This is a genomic window from Streptomyces triculaminicus, from assembly GCF_017349075.1.
Taxonomy (GTDB): Bacteria; Actinomycetota; Actinomycetes; order Streptomycetales; family Streptomycetaceae; genus Streptomyces; species Streptomyces triculaminicus.
In genome coordinates this window covers 1,002,408-1,020,540 of the sequence record NZ_JAFMOF010000004.1, presented here as the reverse complement: position 1 = coordinate 1,020,540, position 18,133 = coordinate 1,002,408, and the positions used below count along the sequence as shown (strand labels likewise).

General features: G+C 69.9%; 12 protein-coding genes, 1 tRNA gene and 3 pseudogenes. 10 read left to right on the top strand and 6 right to left on the bottom strand.

Annotated elements, in window-relative coordinates:
• Positions 1 to 108: 108 nt before the first annotated feature.
• The 4 genes from J1792_RS27590 to J1792_RS27575 all read left to right on the top strand — a co-directional run bounded on the left by J1792_RS27590 (position 109) and on the right by J1792_RS27575 (position 4,153).
• Positions 109 to 957 (top strand): SAM-dependent methyltransferase, encoded by an 849-nt coding sequence (locus tag J1792_RS27590; RefSeq protein WP_207248487.1) that lies wholly within the window; start codon positions 109 to 111, stop codon positions 955 to 957.
• A 65-nt stretch (positions 958 to 1,022) separates the two neighbouring features.
• Positions 1,023 to 1,673: an alpha-ketoglutarate-dependent dioxygenase AlkB family protein gene (locus J1792_RS27585; RefSeq protein ID WP_207248409.1), complete on the top strand. Its 651-nt coding sequence runs from the start codon at positions 1,023 to 1,025 to the stop codon at positions 1,671 to 1,673.
• Positions 1,674 to 1,934: 261 nt separating this feature from the next.
• Positions 1,935 to 3,107, top strand: a complete 1,173-nt coding sequence (locus J1792_RS27580) for an MBL fold metallo-hydrolase (RefSeq protein WP_207248408.1) — start codon at positions 1,935 to 1,937, stop codon at positions 3,105 to 3,107.
• 164 nt (positions 3,108 to 3,271) lie between these two features.
• Positions 3,272 to 4,153, top strand: a complete 882-nt coding sequence (locus J1792_RS27575; protein ID WP_207248407.1) for a chitosanase — start codon at positions 3,272 to 3,274, stop codon at positions 4,151 to 4,153.
• Positions 4,154 to 4,190: 37 nt separating this feature from the next.
• Here the strand turns inward: J1792_RS27575 and J1792_RS27570 are convergent.
• Together J1792_RS27570 and J1792_RS36135 are read right to left on the bottom strand one after the other, a co-directional pair.
• A pseudogene (locus J1792_RS27570) lies at positions 4,191 to 7,325 on the bottom strand (amidohydrolase family protein); the annotation flags it as partial.
• Complete coding sequence (locus tag J1792_RS36135) at positions 7,253 to 7,522, bottom strand: twin-arginine translocation signal domain-containing protein (protein WP_443742778.1); 270 nt, start codon at positions 7,520 to 7,522, stop codon at positions 7,253 to 7,255. The gene J1792_RS36135 and the pseudogene J1792_RS27570, both read right to left, overlap by 73 nt.
• A 258-nt stretch (positions 7,523 to 7,780) precedes the next feature.
• On the opposite strand from J1792_RS36135, the gene J1792_RS27565 reads away from it, so the two are divergent.
• The 5 genes and pseudogenes from J1792_RS27565 to J1792_RS27545 form a co-directional block, all read left to right on the top strand.
• A tRNA-Pro gene (locus J1792_RS27565) sits at positions 7,781 to 7,854 on the top strand.
• 388 nt (positions 7,855 to 8,242) lie between these two features.
• Positions 8,243 to 8,467: pseudogene (locus J1792_RS27560) on the top strand (TerD family protein); the annotation flags it as partial.
• Positions 8,468 to 8,515: 48 nt separating this feature from the next.
• On the top strand, positions 8,516 to 9,664 hold the full coding sequence (locus tag J1792_RS27555; RefSeq protein ID WP_086571423.1) for a DUF475 domain-containing protein: 1,149 nt from the start codon (positions 8,516 to 8,518) through the stop codon (positions 9,662 to 9,664).
• Between the two features lie 259 nt (positions 9,665 to 9,923).
• Positions 9,924 to 10,805, top strand: a complete 882-nt coding sequence (locus tag J1792_RS27550) for an LLM class F420-dependent oxidoreductase (RefSeq protein ID WP_086571441.1) — start codon at positions 9,924 to 9,926, stop codon at positions 10,803 to 10,805.
• An 86-nt stretch (positions 10,806 to 10,891) separates the two neighbouring features.
• Positions 10,892 to 11,539, top strand: a pseudogene (locus J1792_RS27545) (histidine phosphatase family protein); the annotation flags it as partial.
• 46 nt (positions 11,540 to 11,585) lie between these two features.
• On the opposite strand, the gene J1792_RS27540 reads toward J1792_RS27545, so the two are convergent.
• The 4 genes from J1792_RS27540 to J1792_RS27525 are packed head-to-tail and all read right to left on the bottom strand — an operon-like array spanning position 11,586 to position 16,134.
• Positions 11,586 to 12,947 (bottom strand): aldehyde dehydrogenase family protein, encoded by a 1,362-nt coding sequence (locus J1792_RS27540; RefSeq protein WP_086571425.1) that lies wholly within the window; start codon positions 12,945 to 12,947, stop codon positions 11,586 to 11,588.
• The gene (locus J1792_RS27535; protein WP_086571427.1) at positions 12,947 to 14,005 is read right to left on the bottom strand and encodes an AMP-binding protein; all 1,059 of its coding nucleotides are present in this window, start codon (positions 14,003 to 14,005) and stop codon (positions 12,947 to 12,949) included. The genes J1792_RS27540 and J1792_RS27535 overlap by 1 nt, the downstream gene beginning before the upstream one ends.
• A gap of 51 nt (positions 14,006 to 14,056) precedes the next feature.
• The gene (locus tag J1792_RS27530) at positions 14,057 to 15,169 is read right to left on the bottom strand and encodes an NAD(P)/FAD-dependent oxidoreductase (RefSeq protein WP_086571429.1); all 1,113 of its coding nucleotides are present in this window, start codon (positions 15,167 to 15,169) and stop codon (positions 14,057 to 14,059) included.
• Entirely contained in the window at positions 15,166 to 16,134 is a 969-nt protein-coding gene (locus tag J1792_RS27525) for a cucumopine synthase-related protein (protein WP_207248406.1), read from the bottom strand. Before J1792_RS27525 ends, J1792_RS27530 begins: the two co-directional genes overlap by 4 nt.
• A 1,091-nt stretch (positions 16,135 to 17,225) precedes the next feature.
• Here J1792_RS27525 and J1792_RS27520 point away from each other — a divergent pair.
• Complete coding sequence (locus J1792_RS27520; protein WP_086571433.1) at positions 17,226 to 18,047, top strand: AfsR/SARP family transcriptional regulator; 822 nt, start codon at positions 17,226 to 17,228, stop codon at positions 18,045 to 18,047.
• Positions 18,048 to 18,133: the final 86 nt, after the last annotated feature.

Sequence of the window (18,133 nt, the reverse complement as noted above, 5' to 3'; positions counted from 1 at the left end):
CGCCCGGCCGCGGGACGAGGCGGCCCGGCGACCTCCGCATGCGTGGACCTCCGCATGCGTCGACATCTGCATGCGCACCGAAGGGAACACGGCGTGATCGAGCAGAGCATGCCCGGCATAGGCGCGGGCGAGCAGGGCTTCCCGGCCGAGGAGATCGACACCAGCAGGCCGCACCCGGCCCGTATGTACGACTACTACCTCGACGGCTGGGACAACTACGAGGTCGACCGGGTGGCCGCCGAGCGCGTCATCGCGGCCCACCCGCAGGTGCGGCTGTCCGCCCGCGCCAACCGGGCCTTCATGCGCCGGGCCGTGCACGAGGCGGTACGCGGCGGCATCCGCCAGATCATCGACATCGGCACCGGCATCCCCACCTCACCCAACACCCACGAGGTGGCCCGGGAGACCGACCCCGGGGTGCGCGTCGCCTACATCGACAACGACCCCATCGTCGCCACCCACGCCGGGGCGAAGCTGACCGACGCCGGCGGCGCGGGGTTCGCGCTCGCGGACGTACGGCGGCCCGAGACGATCCTGAACGACCCGGTCGTCCGCGGGCTCATCGACTTCGACGAGCCCGTGGCCCTGCTGCTCGTCGCCGTCCTGCACTTCGTCAAGGACGAGGAGGACCCGGCCGGCATCGTCGCCACCCTGGGCGACGCCCTCCCCTCCGGCAGCATGCTCGTCCTCTCCCACGCCACCGGGGAGCCGTACGAGGGATACGCGGCCGGCCGTACGGACACCGTCGCCCGGGACGGCGTCCTGGACGTCTACAAGAACGCCACCGCCGCCCTCAACCTGCGCGGCCGGGCCGCCATCGAGCCGCTCTTCGGCGACTTCCGGCTCCTCGAGCCCGGCCTGGTCCGGGTGCCGTTGTGGCGGCCGGACGGACCGGTGCCCGGCCCCGAGGAGCTCAGCAACACCATCTTCTACGGAGGCGTGGGCCGCAAGGGCTGACCGCCGCCCCCTCAGGAAACTCCCAGGTCAGGGCCGGTGTCAGCGGCCCGTCCTAGGGTGGTCGCATGGACGACGGTGAGCTCTTCCCCCGGCCCCCGGCGGAGATCGCGCCCGGCGCGGTGCACCTCCCCGGATGGCTGGACCAGGACGCCCAGCTCCGCCTCCTCGCCGCCTGCCGCGAGTGGGCCAGGCCGCCCGCCGGCCTGCGCACCGTGCGCATGCCGAGCGGTGGCCTGATGTCGGTGCGCACGGTCTGCCTGGGCTGGCACTGGTTCCCCTACGGCTACGCCCGCACCGTCGTCGACGGCGACGGCGCGCCCGTCAAACCCTTCCCGCCCTGGCTGGACGCTCTCGCCCGGGACGCGGTGACCCGGGCGTACGGGCGGCCGGCCGGCCCGGAGGCGTACGACATCGCGCTCGTCAACTTCTACGACCACGCCGCGAAGATGGGCATGCACCGCGACGGCGACGAGAGGTCCGACGCCCCCGTCGTCTCGCTCAGCCTCGGCGACGCCTGCGTCTTCCGCCTGGGCAACACCGACGGCCGCACCCGCCCCTGGACGGACGTCGAGCTGCGCAGCGGAGACCTCCTCGTCTTCGGCGGCCCGGCGCGCCGCGCCTATCACGGCGTGCCGCGCGTCCTGCCCGGGACCGCGCCCCCCGCCCTGGGGCTGACGGGGCGGCTGAACATCACGCTGCGGGTGAGCGGGCTGTGACGCCGGCCGCGCCGGGGCGCCGCCGGGAAACGACGGCCGCCGGGAAATTCGGATGCGACCGTGCGAGGAAGCGTGCAGAGTTGGCCCCCGGCCGTGCGTACGACGCCGTCCGGGCCCCGGTCGACGGGGGTGGGCCCGGCCGGCCGTACGCGTCGCGCCCACGGGTGACGCGTCGCGGGCCGCCTGGCGCAGGGCCCGCGCCGCGGTGATCCTTCCCGGACGGATAATGGGGTGACCTGCCGACTTCACCCTGGAGGCGCCGTGACCGGCTCCCGTCCGACCCGCTCACCACTCGACTCGCTGCGGCCGGACGCCTTCGGCGCGGACCCGGCAGGGGAGCGGATGGCGCGCATCAGGCGGTCGCCGAACTTCGAGGGCGGCGTGTTCGTCAACCCGGAGGGCGCCCGGCGGACCCCGTCCGGCTCCATGCTGAAGTTCCTGCCCACGTACTTCCGCAAGGAGGAGCGCCTGCGCAGGGCCCCGGCCCACGCCGTGCCCGTCCACCCCACCACCGTCGCCGACCTGGCCGTGCCCGCGGCCTCCGGGCTGCGCCTGACCTGGATGGGCCACTCCAGCGTGCTGGCCGAGATCGACGGCGCGCGGGTGCTCTTCGACCCCGTGTGGTCCGAGCGCTGCTCGCCGTTCGCCCACCTGGGCCCCCGGCGGCTGCACCCGGTGCCCGTACCACTGGCCGAGACCGGCCCGCTGGACGCCGTGGTCATCTCCCACGACCACTATGACCACCTCGACATGCCGACCGTCCGGGCGCTGGCCCGGACCGGCACGGCGTTCGTCGTCCCGCTGGGCGTCGGCGCCCACCTCGAGCACTGGGGCGTCCCCGCGGACCGTGTCACCGAGCTCGACTGGCACGAGTCGACCGAGGTGGCCGGCCTCACCCTCACCGCCACCCCCGCCCGGCACTTCTGCGGCCGGGCGCTGCGCAACACCCAGCACACCCTGTGGGCCTCCTGGGTGGTCGCCGGCCCCGAGCACCGCGTCTTCCACAGCGGTGACACCGGCTACTTCCCCGGGTTCGCCGGCATCGGCGCGCAGTACGGGCCGTTCGACGCCACGATGGTGCAGATCGGCGCCTACAGCGAATTCTGGCCGGATATCCACATGACCCCCGAGGAGGGCATGCGGGCGCACACCGACCTGCAGGGCGGCGACGCCGCGCTGGGCGTCATGCTGCCGATCCACTGGGGCACCTTCAACCTCGCCCCGCACCCCTGGGAGGAGCCGGCCGAGGGAACGCTCGCCGCCGGCCGCCGCGCGGGCGCCCGGGTCGTCGCCCCCCGGCCCGGCCAGCCGTTCGAGCCGGCCGTGGGGCTGCCGCTGGAGCCGTGGTGGCGGGCGGTCGCGGCGCCGACGACGGGCGACGGCGAGCGTCCGGCCGAGGAGCCGGAGACGGCCGAGGTGCTCCTCCAGGCGTAGCGCGGTCGTCCCGCGCGGCGTTGGCGCGTTTACCCAGGGGGTGGGATGACCCCTTGTCAGGTAAGCGGACGTGTCGCTTCAATGCCGAGGTCGGTTAGGAAAGTTTCCTAACATTCAGCCGACCCATCGGGTCGGCCGACCATCGGGAACGAACGGAGCCTCGCATGTCCGCACGCCCCTCGAAGAAGCCGGTGCGCGCCGCCCTCCTGGGCCTGGCCGTAGCCCTCCCCGCCTCCCTCGCCCTGGCGGGGACCGGCCAGGCGACACCCGCACCCTCCGCGTCGGCGTCCGCGCCGGCGCCGACCGTGGCGATACGGCACGCGGACGCGGCGGCGCCGGGCCTGGACGAGCCGCACAAGAAGGACATCGCCATGCGGCTGGTGTCGAGCGCGGAGAACTCCTCGCTCGACTGGCGGGCCCAGTTCACCTATATCGAGGACATCAAGGACGGCCGCGGCTACACCGCCGGCATCATCGGCTTCTGCTCGGGCACCGGCGACATGCTCGAGCTCGTCGAGCACTACACCCAGCGCAAGCCCGGCAACCCGCTGGCGCCCTTCCTGCCCGCCCTGCGCAAGGTCGACGGCACCGCCTCGCACGCCGGCCTCGGCAAGCCCTTCGAGGACGCCTGGCACAAGGCCGCCCAGGACAAGGCCTTCCAGGACGCCCAGGAGTCCGAGCGCGACCGGGTCTACTTCGACCCGGCCGTCAAGCAGGCGAAGGACGACGGGCTGCGCGCGCTCGGCCAGTTCGCCTACTACGACGCGAGCGTCATGCACGGCCCCGGCAGCGGCAAGAACAGCTTCGGCGGCATCCGCAAGGCCGCCCTGGCCAAGGCCAAGCCCCCGGCCCAGGGCGGCGACGAGAAGACCTACCTGAACGCCTTCCTCGACGCCCGCAAGAAGGCCATGCGGGGCGAAGAGGCGCACAACGACACCAGCCGCGTCGACACCGCGCAGCGCGTCTTCCTCGAGAGCGGCAACCTCGACCTCGTGCCGCCGCTGAAGTGGAAGGTCTACGGCGACTCCTACCAGATCAACGAGTAGGCGCCGCGGGGGCGTGCGCTCCCGGGGGAGCGCACGCTCAGTGGCCCAGCTGATCCAGCAGGTGCTCCATGTCGCAGCAGGAGTCCCGCCGCAGCTGCCGCCCGACCTCCAGCCAGTCGCCGGGCCGGCCGCCCACGCGCGGCGCCGCGCCGCCGGCCCGCTCGTACGCGCCGACGAGCTCGCGCTGCTCGTACGCGACCCCGCCGCGCAGCACCGACGTCGTCCGTACGAGCGAGTCGAAGTCGCTGAACGGGTCGCCGTCGATCACGGTGGCGTCGGCGAGCTTGCCCGCCTCCAGCGTGCCCAGGTCCCGCTCCGCGCCGTACGCCCGTGCCGCCAGCACCGTCGCGGTGCTCAGCGCCTGGGCCGGCGACAACCCCCCGTACCGGTGCAGGGCCCGCAGGCCCATGTGCAGGGAGAGGCCGACCGGCACCAGCGGGGCGTCCGTGCCGAGGGCGACGAGCCCGCCGCCGGACAGCACCCGGCGGGAGACGTCGACCTCGCGGCGCAGCGTGGCCAGCTGCTCCTCCGTGGGCGCCTTGGCGGCCGTCTGTTGGACGACCGCCACGTCCCACGGCGGCATCAGCTCGGTGACCCGGGGGTCCTTCGCCAGCGCGGGGTCCGCGCCCAGCAGGGGAGTGGAGGTGAAGAGCGTGGCCACGAGGCGGAAGTCGGTGGCGGTGTAGATCTCCGCCAGGTCCTGGTAGGCACGCCCGGTGGCCGTCGTGGCGTGGCCGAACTCCAGCCGCTGGGTGGCCTGCAGATGGGTCGTCAGGTCCTGGCCCAGCTGGACGCCGGGGGAGCACAGATGGCTGCCGGCCCGCACCCCGAGCCGCTCGTGCGCGAAGCGGGCCGCCTCCTCCATCACCCAGCCGGGCGCGCGGACGTAGGTCTTCACGAAGTCCCAGTCCAGGGCGGCGGCCCGGGTCAGCGACCGGCGCAGCCCCTCGCGGGTGCGGTGGGCGCGGCCCATGCTGTACGCGACCCGCCCGCCGTCCAGCAGCTCCCCGGAGGTCAGCAGCCGCGGGCCGGCCATGGCGCCGGCGTTCACGGCCTCGCGCAGGCGGGCCTGCTCGTAGGCGAAGCCGCCGAGGGAGACGGTGGTGGTGATCCCGTAGGCCAGGAACGACGCCGGCTGCCGGCCGCCGTAGGTGCTCAGCCAGGGGTGGGTGTGGGCGTCCCACAGCCCGGGGATCACGGTCCGCCGCGAGGCGTCGACCGTGTTCTTCGCGGCGCGCCGGGCCCGGTGCGGTTCCACGGCGGCGATCCGGCCGCCGCGCACCACGAGGTCGACGTCCTCGCGCACCGTCGTGCCCGTGCCGTCCCAGAGCCGGCCCGCGTGCACGACGGTGTCGGCCGGGGTGGGGCGCCGGTAGTCGAGCGCGACGGGGACCGTGCGGGCGGAGCCGCCGGCGGTCTCCAGCAGCCGCAGGCGGCCGGCGGAGAGGTAGAGGATCCGGCGCCCGTCGGCCGACCAGGAGGGGTGGTCGGCGGCCTCGTCCGTCAGCCGGCGCGGCTCGCCGTCGGGCGTTCCGTCGGCCCGTACGGGCAGCAGCCACAGCGCGGACTCGCTGATCACCGCCATGGAGCGGCCGTCGGGGGACCAGACGGGCCCGGAGTCGTAGCGGTCGGAGACCGAGGCGTGCGGGGCGATCGCGTGCAGCCGGGCGGCCCCGGTGGCCGCCTCGACGACGCGGATCAGGTTGTAGCCCTCCCGGAACCGCTGGTTCAGTCGATTGCGGTCGCACAGGGCGAGGAACCGGCCGTCCGGCGACCAGCTCGGTCTGCCCGGCAGGCCGCCCGCGCCGAGCGGCGCCGCCAGCACCTTGTCGGTGCCGGCCGCCAGATCGCGCACGACGAGGTTCCCGGACAGGTCCAGGCACGCGAGGCGGCCCCCGTCCGGCGACAGCACGGGGAACACCCGCCCGCCGTCGGCCAGCACCTCCTCCTCGCCCGAGGCGAGGTCGTGGCGGCGCACGGCGAGCAGCCCGTCACGGTCGTCGGCGTAGACCAGGGCCCGCCCGTCCGGGGACCAGGACGGCGCCAGTACGTACCGGCCCGGGGCCGACCTCACCACCCGCCGGGGCGCCCGGCCGCCGGCCACGTCCGCGATCCACAGCGCATCGAGCGCGGCGAACGCCACCCGTCGGGCATCGGGGGACAGGGCCGGCAGATGCAGCGCGCGCACCGGCCGCACGCCCTCGCCCCCGAAGTCGAACCGCTTGACGTCGTAGCGGGGCCGGTCCACGGGCAGCTTCGCGGTGAAGGGGATGGTGACCGCCGGCGGCGTGGGCGCGGGCGCCGCCGAGGGGTGCGGAAGCGAGTCGGCGGGCGTGCGCGGCCCCGCCTGCGCCCCCTCGCCCACACCCGGCCGGACGACGCGGAACTGTCCGCTCACGGTCAGCAACAGCTCGTCGTGCGAGACCCACCGCGGCGGTACGGGCGCCACGTCCCCCTCGACGGGCACGGCGGCCCCGTCCACGACGAGCGTGCAGGACGCGGCGGGCGCCGCCGTGACGCGCAGGTAGGCCAGCCGCCCGCCGGGCGAGACGGCCGGAGTCATCACCTGCGCGGCGGTGGTCTCGGTGTGCTCGGCCCGCACCGGCCCGCGCCCGTCGGCCGGCACGGACATGATCGTGCGCGCCTGCAGCGCGCCCTCCACGACCCGTCCCCGCACGAACAGCAGCCGCCTGCCGTCCGGGGACCACACGGGGTCGAAGTCCTCCCACGCCCCGCCCTGCCCGGGCCCCTCCTGCCCGGCCACCCCGTCACCCGCTCGAGCGATCCCGTACGCACGTCCATCACCCACACGCGGTACGGACTGCCCGCCACCGGGTCGCCTCCGCGCTCGGACGCGAAGGCGATCTTCCGCCCGTCCGGCGACCACGACGGCCCCCGGTCGTCCCAGGGGCCGTCGGTCAGCTGCCGCAGCCCCGAGCCGTCCGTGTTCAGCACCCAGATATGGAAGCCGCCGCCCCGGTAGGCGCAGACAGCGAGCCGCCGGCCGTCGGGGGAGTGGACGGGCCGCGTCGGCTCCAGGTCGGCCGGCGTGATCGCGACCGCCTCGCCGCCCTTGCGCGGAACGGACCACAGCACGTTCTACCTCGGCGACCAGCCGGTCACCGGCGGGCGAGAGCGTCCCGGCACCGTTGGTGGCCCCACTGAACGACAGCACCCCCGCCGCCCCGCCCCCGCCCCCGGGGCCGCCACCGCCTCGCCGCCCACGGGCAGCGCGACGCCCACCCCCACCACCGCGGCGGTCCCGGCCGCCGTCTGCAGGAACCCGCGCCGGGAGACGCTCCGGGGTGTGCCGGGGGGTGCGCCGGTGGCTGCGTCGGGGGGTGCGCCACGGGAGTTGCTCGTGTCCAACTGTCCTCCTGAGCCAGGGGAGTTGCGAGAGGCGGCAGCTACATCCGAGGCCCGATGGTCGCACGCCGCGCAGGTGCCGGGTCAACACCGCACCCGGACCGGAGGGGCGTGGACGATCTTGGGAGGAAACGGGATGGAGGCGGCGCCGGGCGCCGCCGGCGCCGAGGCCGCCGAAGGCGTGCACGACCACCGCGCGAAGTACGGTATTGTTCTCATGCGCGGTCGACGAGGGCACAAAAGCCCAGGTCGGACAAGCACCGGGACGTGGCGCAGTTTGGTAGCGCACTTGACTGGGGGTCAAGGGGTCGTGGGTTCAAATCCCGCCGTCCCGACGGTATGAAAGAAGCCTCTGATCTGCGGGAAACCGCAGGTCAGAGGCTTTTTCGTGTTGATCACCTGACGGCGATCTCGCGGAGGGTGTGGACGGATATCGGCGTCCGCCATCCAGGTCGGCCCGGTGTGCCGCAGATCGTGGCGACGCAGGTGTTCGTAGCCGAGGCGGACGACGACCTCGTCCCAGTGGGTGGCGTCGCGCAGGATGGCCGCGGTGATCCGCCCGCCGCGCGGTCCGGTGAAGAGCCGTCGGCCGTGGGCAGCATCCGCGAGCGGGAGGGGCGCTTGCGTGATGCGGGGTCGAACCAGCGGACCCGGGCGCGGTGCGGGTGGGGGAGTCCTTCGCGGTACTCCACGTCCACGGACAGTCCGTGATCGCGTGGGCGGCAGACTTTCGGCCAGATCGGCAACGCGTTCATCCGCGTGGTGAACCAGGCCGACGGCCAGGAGCTCGCCCGCTATGACCTCGGCGAAGACGCTTCCACGGAGCCGGCGATGTTCTCCGGCGAGCTCCAACGGCACTGCGACGAGTGGAAGTTCCGCGCCGTTGGCCCGGGGTATGTGTCAGGGCTGCGAGGCATCGATCTAGACTTCGGGGTCAATGTTTCGTAAAGCCAGGTACGGCGCGAGGGAGCCCCGTACACAACGATTGGGTAGTCAGTGCTTCTGAAAACGTTCGGCTCGTCGTTAGCGGTCACCGCGCTCGGCCTGGTCGCGGCGGCGTTGTACGGGGGATGGACCGGCTTTGGGATCGTGGCGATCCTGTCCATCCTCGAGATCTCGGTGTCCTTCGACAACGCCGTGGTCAACGCCGGGATCCTGAAGAAGATGAACGCCTTCTGGCAGAAGATCTTCCTCACCGTCGGCGTCCTGATCGCGGTCTTCGGCATGCGCCTGGTCTTCCCGGTCGTGATCGTCGCCATCAGCGCCAAGATCGGTCCGATCGAAGCGGTACGGCTCGCGCTCGACGACAAGGACAAGTACCAGCAGCTGGTGACCGACGCCCACCCGTCGATCGCCGCCTTCGGTGGCATCTTCCTGTTGATGATCTTCCTCGACTTCCTCTTCGAGGACCGGGAGATCAAGTGGCTCGGCCGGCTGGAGCGTCCGCTCGCCAAGCTCGGCAAGGTCGACATGCTCTCGGTCTGCATCGCGCTCATCGTGCTGCTCGTCTCCGCGATGACCTTCGCCACCAACGCCCACCAGCACGGCGGCATCCATGCGGACAAGACGGAGAGCGTCCTGATCGCCGGCATCGCGGGCTTGATCACCTACCTGATCGTCGGTGGACTCTCCGGCTACTTCGAGAACAAGCTCGAGGAAGAGGAGGAGCGCGAGCACGAGGCCGAGGAAGAGGCCAAGAGGAGCGGCAAGAAGGTCCCGGCGGTCGTGATGGCCGGCAAGGCCGCGTTCTTCATGTTCCTCTACCTGGAGGTCCTGGACGCGTCCTTCTCCTTCGACGGCGTCATCGGCGCCTTCGCGATCACCAACGACATCGTCCTGATGGCGCTCGGCCTCGGCATCGGCGCGATGTACGTCCGCTCGCTCACGGTCTACCTGGTCCGCCAGGGCACCCTCGACGACTACGTCTACCTGGAGCACGGCGCGCACTACGCGATCGGCGCCCTCGCCGTGATCCTTCTCGTCACCATCCAGTACGAGATCCACGAGGTCATCACGGGCCTCGTCGGCGTCGTCCTGATCGGCTGGTCCTTCTTCTCCTCGGTCCAGCGCAACCGCAGGCTGGCGGCGGCCGAGGGAAAGGACGCGGGGTCAAACGAGAAGGCTGAGGTCTCCTCCGGCGTCTGAGCCTGGCCGCCGGCGTCGATGTGCTTCTGCTGGCCCGGCTTGCGTACACGCGCTCCGCTGACGCCGAGTCAGGTCGAAGTTCCCGCGGGCTCGTGGGTGAGCGTGTGGCGGAACAAGCCGACCCTTCGGGCTCCTTCCGTCAGGGCGCTCTCCATCTTTCTGACAAGTCGTCATAGTCGTCGTCGGCCGGGGCAGTTCGAGATGAATTCGCCCCGCCCAGCGGGATGACGAGATGATCAACGTGTGGTATACAGACATCATGCCTTCGCAGCGCCCTTTCCGCTTCGGTGTCAACATGTTCGTTCCCGTTTCGCGACGCGAGTGGAGCGCGAAGTGCCGCCGAGCCGAGGAACTCGGTTTCGATGTAGTCGGAGTGGCCGATCATCTGGGGTTCGCCGCGCCGTTTCCAGCAATGGTGCTCGCAGCCGAAACGACCGAACGAGTACGGCTGAGTACGTTCGTGTTGAACACGCCGTTCTACAACCCCGTCCTCCTCGCGCGTGACGTGGCGAGCACCGACCAATTCGTCGACGGGCGTATGGAACTCGGGCTCGGCGCAGGCTACGTGAAGGCCGAGTTCGACACCGCGGGGATACCGTTCCCCAGCGGCGGAAGGCGGGTCGAACAGCTGGAACAGACTGTCACCACGTTGCGTTCTCTGTTTGCGGACACGGAATGTCAACCGCGCCCAGCCCAAGCCTCCGGGCCACCACTGCTGATTGGGGGCTGGGGCGACCGGCTGCTGCGGCTAGCCGCCGCGCACGCCGACATCATCGCCTTCACCGGAGGCTGGGCCAACACCACCGGTGATGTGCTCCATCTGGCCGGAATCGCGCAAACGGAAGAACGGGTCGCCTATGTGCGCGGCCTACTCGGTGACCGCGCCGACGCCGTGGAGCTGAATATCATGGTCCAGCAGGTGATTCCGCCTTCCGAACGCGCCACCATACCTGACAGGTTCGCGCCGCTGCCGCCCGACGCCGTGCACAGCCCCGAGGATCTGCCCTCTGTGTTGATCGGAACCCCAGCGGAGATGGCGCAACAACTCAAGGAACGCCGTGAACGCTACGGAATCACCTACTTCACGGTTATGGAATACAACATGGAGAACTTCGCGCCGGTCATCGCCGCGCTACGCTGACCTGCACACTTCACCACAATGCGGAAAGGGGTGACCCGATGAGCATCGGCTCCAGAGCCGGCGGCGGAGCGGCCGGCGTGAATCTTGCCCTCGCCGACCGGGGCGCCCCCACGACCCTTATGCTGCTACGCCACGGCGAGACGGCATTGACACCGGAGAAGCGGTTGTCCGGCAGCGGCGGCTCCGATCCGGTGTTGTCGGAGGCCGGGCGACGGCAGGCCGAGGCCGTCGGGAGGGTGCTCGCGGCACGTGGCGCGGCCCAGGTGGTGGTGTCTTCACCGCTGCGCCGAGCCCAGCAGACGGCCGAGGCAGCGGCACGACGGCTGGGCCTGGAAGTCCAAGTCGACGAAGGGCTCACGGAGGCGGATTTCGGTTCCTGGGAGGGACTGACGTTCACCGAGGTGCGCGAGCGCTACCCGGACGAGCTGGCAGCGTGGCTCAGCTCTCCGGCGGCGGTGCCGGGCGGAACCGGGGAGACGTTCACCGCGATCGCGCGCCGGGCCTCGGTCTCGCGGGACCGGCTCCTGGCGCGGTACGAGGGGCAGACGGTGTTGGTCGTTTCGCATGTCGGGGTGTTGCGGACGCTGGTCCGGCTGGCACTGGGCGCGCCGCCCGAGTCGCTGTTCCGGATGGAGCTGTCGGCGGCCTCGTTGTCGACCGTGGCCTATTACGGGGATGGGAATACGTCGGTGCAATCGCTGAACGACACGTCGCACCTGGTGGACCACCGCTGACCTCGGCAGCCCGTGGGTGCCGTGCTCGGCACGGCACCCACGTGGGTCAGCATCGAATCGTCTTGGTGCGCATGAGGAATTCAGCGAGGTAGCCGTCGTGCGGCAGTCCGTGCTCCATCCAGGGTGTCGGATGGTCGCCGACGTAGACGTTGGCGATGGTCGGCTCGGCCACCAAGTCGTCGATCAGGTTCGCGTCGGTGGTGACGGCAGTGAGGACGAGGGTGTCGCGCAGCGGCCGGATCCCGGCGTCGCGGTCCCACGGTGCGACCCACGCACAGGGGAAGCCCAACTCCATCCCGAGCTGTTCGGCGAACGGGCTGTCGAGCTGGTGCACCGCCGGTCGGAGCACCGCGGAACCATCGCCGAGATCGTCGACGATACCGTCGCCGCCGAGCCACGCCTTGGTGCCCGCTGCCCGCTGCCGCAGATATGCGTCCCACCGACGGGCGAGACCGACGGGCTGCACGGGCAGGACCGCGCGTTCGTCCGTCGCGGGCAGGCTGGGCAGCGCGGCTAGGCGTTCGGCGATCGCCGCGGCCACGGGGGAGGGGTCGCCCTCGACCAGTACGCCGGTGGCGTTGACGCAACCGACGCCTCCACCACTGCTGATCGACTCCACGATGGTGTCGACGATCGGCTCCCACTCGGCTTCGGCGGTGATGAGTATCTTGGAGCGCCCGGGACCCTGCGGCAGAATGCGCCGATCGCCCGCATATTTGCCCACGACATCCGCACCGCCGTACACCATTCCGAAGTCGGCGTGCCGGAGGATGTCGTCGGCCACGTTGTGGTCGGTGGGCAGGAACGCGATTCCCTCGTCGCCGAAACCGGCCTCGCGCAGGGCGGTGACCAGCCGATATGGGGTGAACGGCTCACGACGGGAGGGACGCACGGCAACGCGATAGCCGAGCGCGAGGGCATCGAACCAGCCCTGGTGCACCGCAGGGTGATTGCCCGCCGCATGGACGGCGAATACCGCACCGCGCCGGGTCCACACGGCCGCACCGTCCCGGGTTCGCGGATCGCGCCAGGAGCTGACCGCACCGGCCGGCCGCGCGTTCTCCACGCTGTGGTGGATCCGCTCGGCGGCCCGCGCAATATCGTCGGTGGCATTGCGCACCACCGTGATCGGTATCCCGGTGACCGCGCTGACGGTGTGCTGATATTCCTGCACCGTCAGTCCCGCGATCGGCTGAGTGGCGAAAGCCCGGGCCGCCTGTGCGAACGCCGCGATCCGCGCGTCGACCGGTAGCGCCGGTGCTCGGCGCAGGGACTTTATCGCGCGGGTGATGTAGAGCGAGGGCGCGAGACTCAGTGTCGCGACCGTGTTTCCGGCAAGATCTCGAATGGTCTCCTGGCGCCGGGACCGATAGGGGCCGCCGGGGCCGAGAACGTCCAGGGACAGCATCAGTACACGCCCTCGATCACCGTCGTATCGCCGAAGGACGCCACGGGTGCGACGTCTGCGACCGAATCACCGAAGCCGCCATCCACCGGTGCGATCCGGGTTGCGTAGTCCCGCTCGATGTTGTTGACCAACAAGGCGGATCGGCTCATGTGATGCACGACTATCTGCCCGCGCTCGCCGTACGGAACAACCTGGCCGGTGTCGGGGTCGATCACCCGGAACGTGGTGTACGGAGCGAAGGAGTCGAACACGCACGGCTCGTCGTCACCGAGGCCGGGTCGCTCCACCGATGTCCCCAGCATCATCGTGCCGCCGTATCCACCGACCAACTTGGCGCTTCCGAACACCTCGTCGCGCAGCAGGTCTCGGGTGTCAGCGTCCAGATGCGTACCACCCCAGATGATGGCGCGAACCTTCCGGTTCACCAACTCGACCAGATCGTCGTGCTGCGCGAGGCGCTCCAGCATCGGCGGGGTGGCGAAGAGGACTCCCACATCCTGGCTGGCCAGAATGTAGCCGATCTGCTCGAGGAGATGATCGGTGTAGGCGTCGGCCATGTCCGTCCGGCCCTGCGCGAGCAGCTTCTTCACCCATCGCGGGTCCAGATCGATGCTGAAGTTCAGCCCACCCCGAGTCATCGCGGCATCGGCCGCCATTGCTCCGACATTGTGCGGCCCGCTGGGAACCGCACTGAGCCAGTCGACATTTCGAGGCACGCCGTGAGAATCCAGTCGCTCACTGAACCATTCGACGCTGCGCCGATGCCACTCCGCGGCGTACATCACCCGCTTGGGCTGCCCTGTGGTACCGCCGCTTTCGTAGACGGCCGCCCCGTGCTCGTCACCGTAGCCACGGGGAATCAGGCCACGGACGCCGACATCGCGCAGCTCGTCCACCACATTGGGAAACAAGCCGAGATCGTCGAAATCCCGGACATCGGTCAGCGGATCGAAGTCGAGGGTCTCGGCCCGTTTCAGCCAGAACGGTGACCCGGTCTCCGGGCTGAAGTGCCACCGCATCATCTCCCGAACGAACTCTCCGCCAGTGTGCTCGACCATGGATTTTCCTCTCGAAATAATTGAACAAATGCCCGGCGACTGCTTGCGTTCCTATCCGGTCTCGGCCGAACCACTGAGGCAGCGGGCGGTGGAGAGGCCGGCCGTGTCGATCCAGGACTCCTTGCCGAGCACGAGGTTTCGGATGATCTCTCCGGCGGCGGGTGCTTGGCACAGTCCCTGACCGGAGAATCCAGCCGCGTAGAGGAACGGGCGGGAGTCATCGCGACCGATGAAAGCCATCCCGTCCGGACTGACGTCGAGGTCTCCGCTCCACCCGTGCTCGAGGCCGTTGCCGGCGAGGGTCGGGAAGGTCGTGCCGAGGCGGTGTGACACTCGTTGCAGCCAGGCCTGTCGGGATTCGTCCGGAGCGGGGCGGCCCATTCCGATGAGGATGCGGTCTCCCCAGCTTCGAATCCGCAGGCTGGACGGGTGCATGGTCATCGGCAGAGCGTTGCGCGGGGCGCTACCGGGGGAGTCGGTCAGGAGCATTTCGACGGGGTATGTGGTCACAGGAATGTGCACGTCGGCCATGGCGGCGACCGTTCCCGCCCAGGGGCCTGCCGCGCAGACGATGGTGTCGGCGCGGATGCTGCCCGCAGGCGTGTGGACCCGCCCATCCGGGCCGATGCCGGTGACGGGTGTTTCCGTCCGCAGGATGGCGCCGGCCTGCTGGGCGGCTGTGGCATAGCCGCGCACGATCGCGGCGGGATCGCAGGCGTAGGCCTCGGGCGACCAGGCCGCAGCCAGAACGGTTCGCTCGTCGACCAGCGGGTTGAGGCGCGCCGCTTCAGCAGCGGTCACGAGTTCGACGTCCACTCCAGCTGCCTGCTGGGCAGCTTGGGTGTGTCGGAAGTCCTGCACCTGGTGTTCGTCGGTGAACAGCACGAGCAAGCCGATACGCTTCAGGCCGAGGTCGGTTCCGGTCCGTTCGGCGAAGGCGTGGTAGGCCGACAGGCTCCGAACGGCAAGGCTGCTGATGAGAGCGTTGCCGGGAAAGTAGGTACGCACAACGCCCGCGGTGGTCCCGGACGATCCCGATCCGAGCGCGCCACGCTCCAGCAGAACGGTACCGACGCCTGCCTCGGCGAGCTGGCACGCTATGGAGTTGCCGATGACGCCTCCACCGATGACGAGGGCGTCCGTGCGTTCGGGGAGTTGGCTCACGACTGGTGGACCGATTCACTGGAGCGCAGTTGGCGCAGGTGATTTCCGGTGTCCCACGGGTACAGGTGCAGATTCCAACCACCCAAACAGTTGACGTAGAGGGCCAGCTGGCTCACCACGCTCAGGAAATCGTCGCGATCGAGCTGGTCGAGGCAGTTCAGGAAGCGCTGGGTAAAACTCCAGAGCTGCTCCAGGCCGCAGTAGCCCAGAAACTCGGCCGGAAGACCGACCAGCAGGCGCGCCATGTGACGCAATGAATCCATCGGCATGTCCTGGACCGCGGCCCGGACCAGACCACCGTAGGTGGCATACCCCAGCGGGCGGGTCTCACCGTTGACGAAAAGCAGAGTGGGCAACACCGTCTCAAAACTCCCTGCCCCGGAAGGGATCACCCCCTCGTGGAGATCAGCGAGCTCTTGCGGTGCGGACAGCCAAGCCCGCTCGGTCGCGGTGTACACGTCGTGGATGAGACGTTTCGCGTCGGGGTCGGCGGCGGTCAAATGCGGAATACGGTGGCCGCCTTCGGTTCCTGCCTTGCGGACCTCCACCAGGATCGCCTTCTTCGTCGAATAGACCGAATCCCAGGTCGCCTGCCCGGCCTCCAGGAGTGCGGGCATATCCTCCTGCCGGATCCGGCCCACCGGGGATGCCGGCATCGGTTCGGTCAACGTGCCGTACTTGATGCCCAAATGCTGAAGCGCGGAGCAGAATACGGTCCCGTCGGGCGCCTCGCGTCGATCTGCTATCCGAGTGGACGCGGAAAGATGCAGCAACGACGGGATCGGAGCCGCGTGATACAGATGCTGTCCCGCCACCAGCGCGTGTCCCTGCAGACTCTGGTAGGGCAACGCCTCCCACAGCGCGTCGGCAAGTTCAGGGTTGCGGCCGTCGAGTTCCGCGGTCACGGTGATACCCAGGTCGGGCCAGGCGATTTCGATATGCCGACCGGAAAGTGTTTCAGACAAGATTGTTCCCTTGTTCAGTGAGTTGTCGTCGCTGCTGTATCTCTGTGAAGAGTCAGGGACGGAATCGGTTTCCTACGTCATCATGACGATGGTCGAATCGGCGACCTCGGCATCGCCTACGTCCTTGCGAGCGAGCGCCGTTGCTGGTTGACGGCGAGGAGCGCGTGCAGCAGGACGGTGCCCCGTCCGGGGCTGATGTGGATTTTGTGCGGCATGCGCCGGCTCTTGAGCTGGGCGAAGGGCCGCTCTGCGGGGGCTCGCAGGCGCGCGAGGGCGGTGTTGAAAGTCGGCGCGGGCGGCGGTCAGGTTCTCCCGAGCCGGGGCGCGGCGAGATTCGCTCAGTCAATGCTGGGAATTCGCCTGGCTAGCGACACGCTTCATCAGCCGTTTACGCCGCTCGGTCGCCCATCCGACGCGTCGAGGGCGGAGTGAGTAATTCAACAGCTACACGATCACGAGCGAGCCCTCTGATGAAACCGTGTACCCGTGAAGGTAGGCCTCGTTATAGATACGTCCACTGACAGTAACTGGATCGCTAACTTGCAGCCGCCAACCGAACCGGTCTAACAAGGATCCCTCCGGGGTCTACCGAGGTCTTCCTAAACGATCTCTCAATTAGAGAATACATGCCATGACCAACTGGTCAACCCTTGACATCGGATTGGACCCAAGGTGCTGCTGGTTCTTCTTCGGTAGTGGCAGTGCCGGGCTGCGGCCTGGGCTGCGAGGGCGGCCGGGAAGACGTGAGCGAGAGCCGACACCGGCCGAAATCGTGCCCTTCTTGACGAAGTCGGTGTCATCCACAATCAACCCGTCGCGCGGGGCGGCCGAGTTGCTCGGTGACGTAGTGCCGCACGCAGTCCCGGAGTGCGTCGGCGTCCTGGGACGCACCCGTAGCCCCTCCTCTGCTACCGCGGGTACACCCGCGAGAGCGCTCGCATGTGAGCTTTTGTGAGCTGTGCGGCTTCTGCGGTGGCGGAGCGCTAGAGGGGCGCTTGAAATGACCCATGGCCTCCTCGGGCTAGTACTAGTTTGCGAATGGTGGCGCGATTGATTGCCGCCGGAGACCGCCGAGAAGGTACGAGGGGAACATGAAGATTCAGCTTCTGGGGCCGTTGGCTGCCGATGTCAATGGGGAATCAATCATTCCGACGGCGACCAAGCCAAGGCAGATCCTGTCACTTCTTGCCCTCTACCCGGGGCGCGTGGTTCCCATGCAGACGCTGATGGAGGAGATCTGGGGGATGCGTCCGCCCCAGAGCGCGATCACCACGCTCCAGTCGTACATCCTCCAGTTGCGCCGGCGGATCGGAAAGGCCATGGGGCCCGACGCGCCGGGCGACGCCAAGGAGGTGCTCGCCACCCGGCACGGCGGCTACCTGCTCCGGATCCCCGAGGCCTGCGTCGACATGCACGAGTACGAACTGCTGGTCGCGGAGGGCCGGGTCGCGTTCGAAGCGGGCGAGAACGAACGGTCCTCCCAGCGGTTCCGCAAGGCGCTGGACCTGTGGAACGGGCCCGCGCTGGTGGACCTGAAGGTCGGGCCGATCCTGGAGATCGAGGTCATGCGCCTGGAGGAGAGCCGGCTGGTGGCCGTGGAGCGGCGCATCGACGCCGACCTTCGTCTCGGTCGGCACGCCGAACTCCTCGTCGACCTCACCGAATTGACGGCCCGGCACCCGCATCACGAGGGGCTGCACTCGCAGGCCATGGTGGCGCTCTACCGCTCGGGCAGGCAAGGCTCGGCGCTCAGCATCTACCAAAGGCTGCGGACGCGGCTCATCGAGGACCTGGGCGTGGAGCCGTCGCGCCAGCTCCAGCGGCTGCACCAGGCGATGCTCGCGGTGGACCCGCTGCTGAATGTGACCTCGGGCCCCCAGCGGACCTCGACCTTCGACCTGTTCGCCGCGTGACCCGCCAGGAGGAGTCACCGGCCAGGACGCCACCGTGGCTCCGGCGGTGACCGGCCCCGGGCCCGCGTGCATGGCACGTGGGCCCG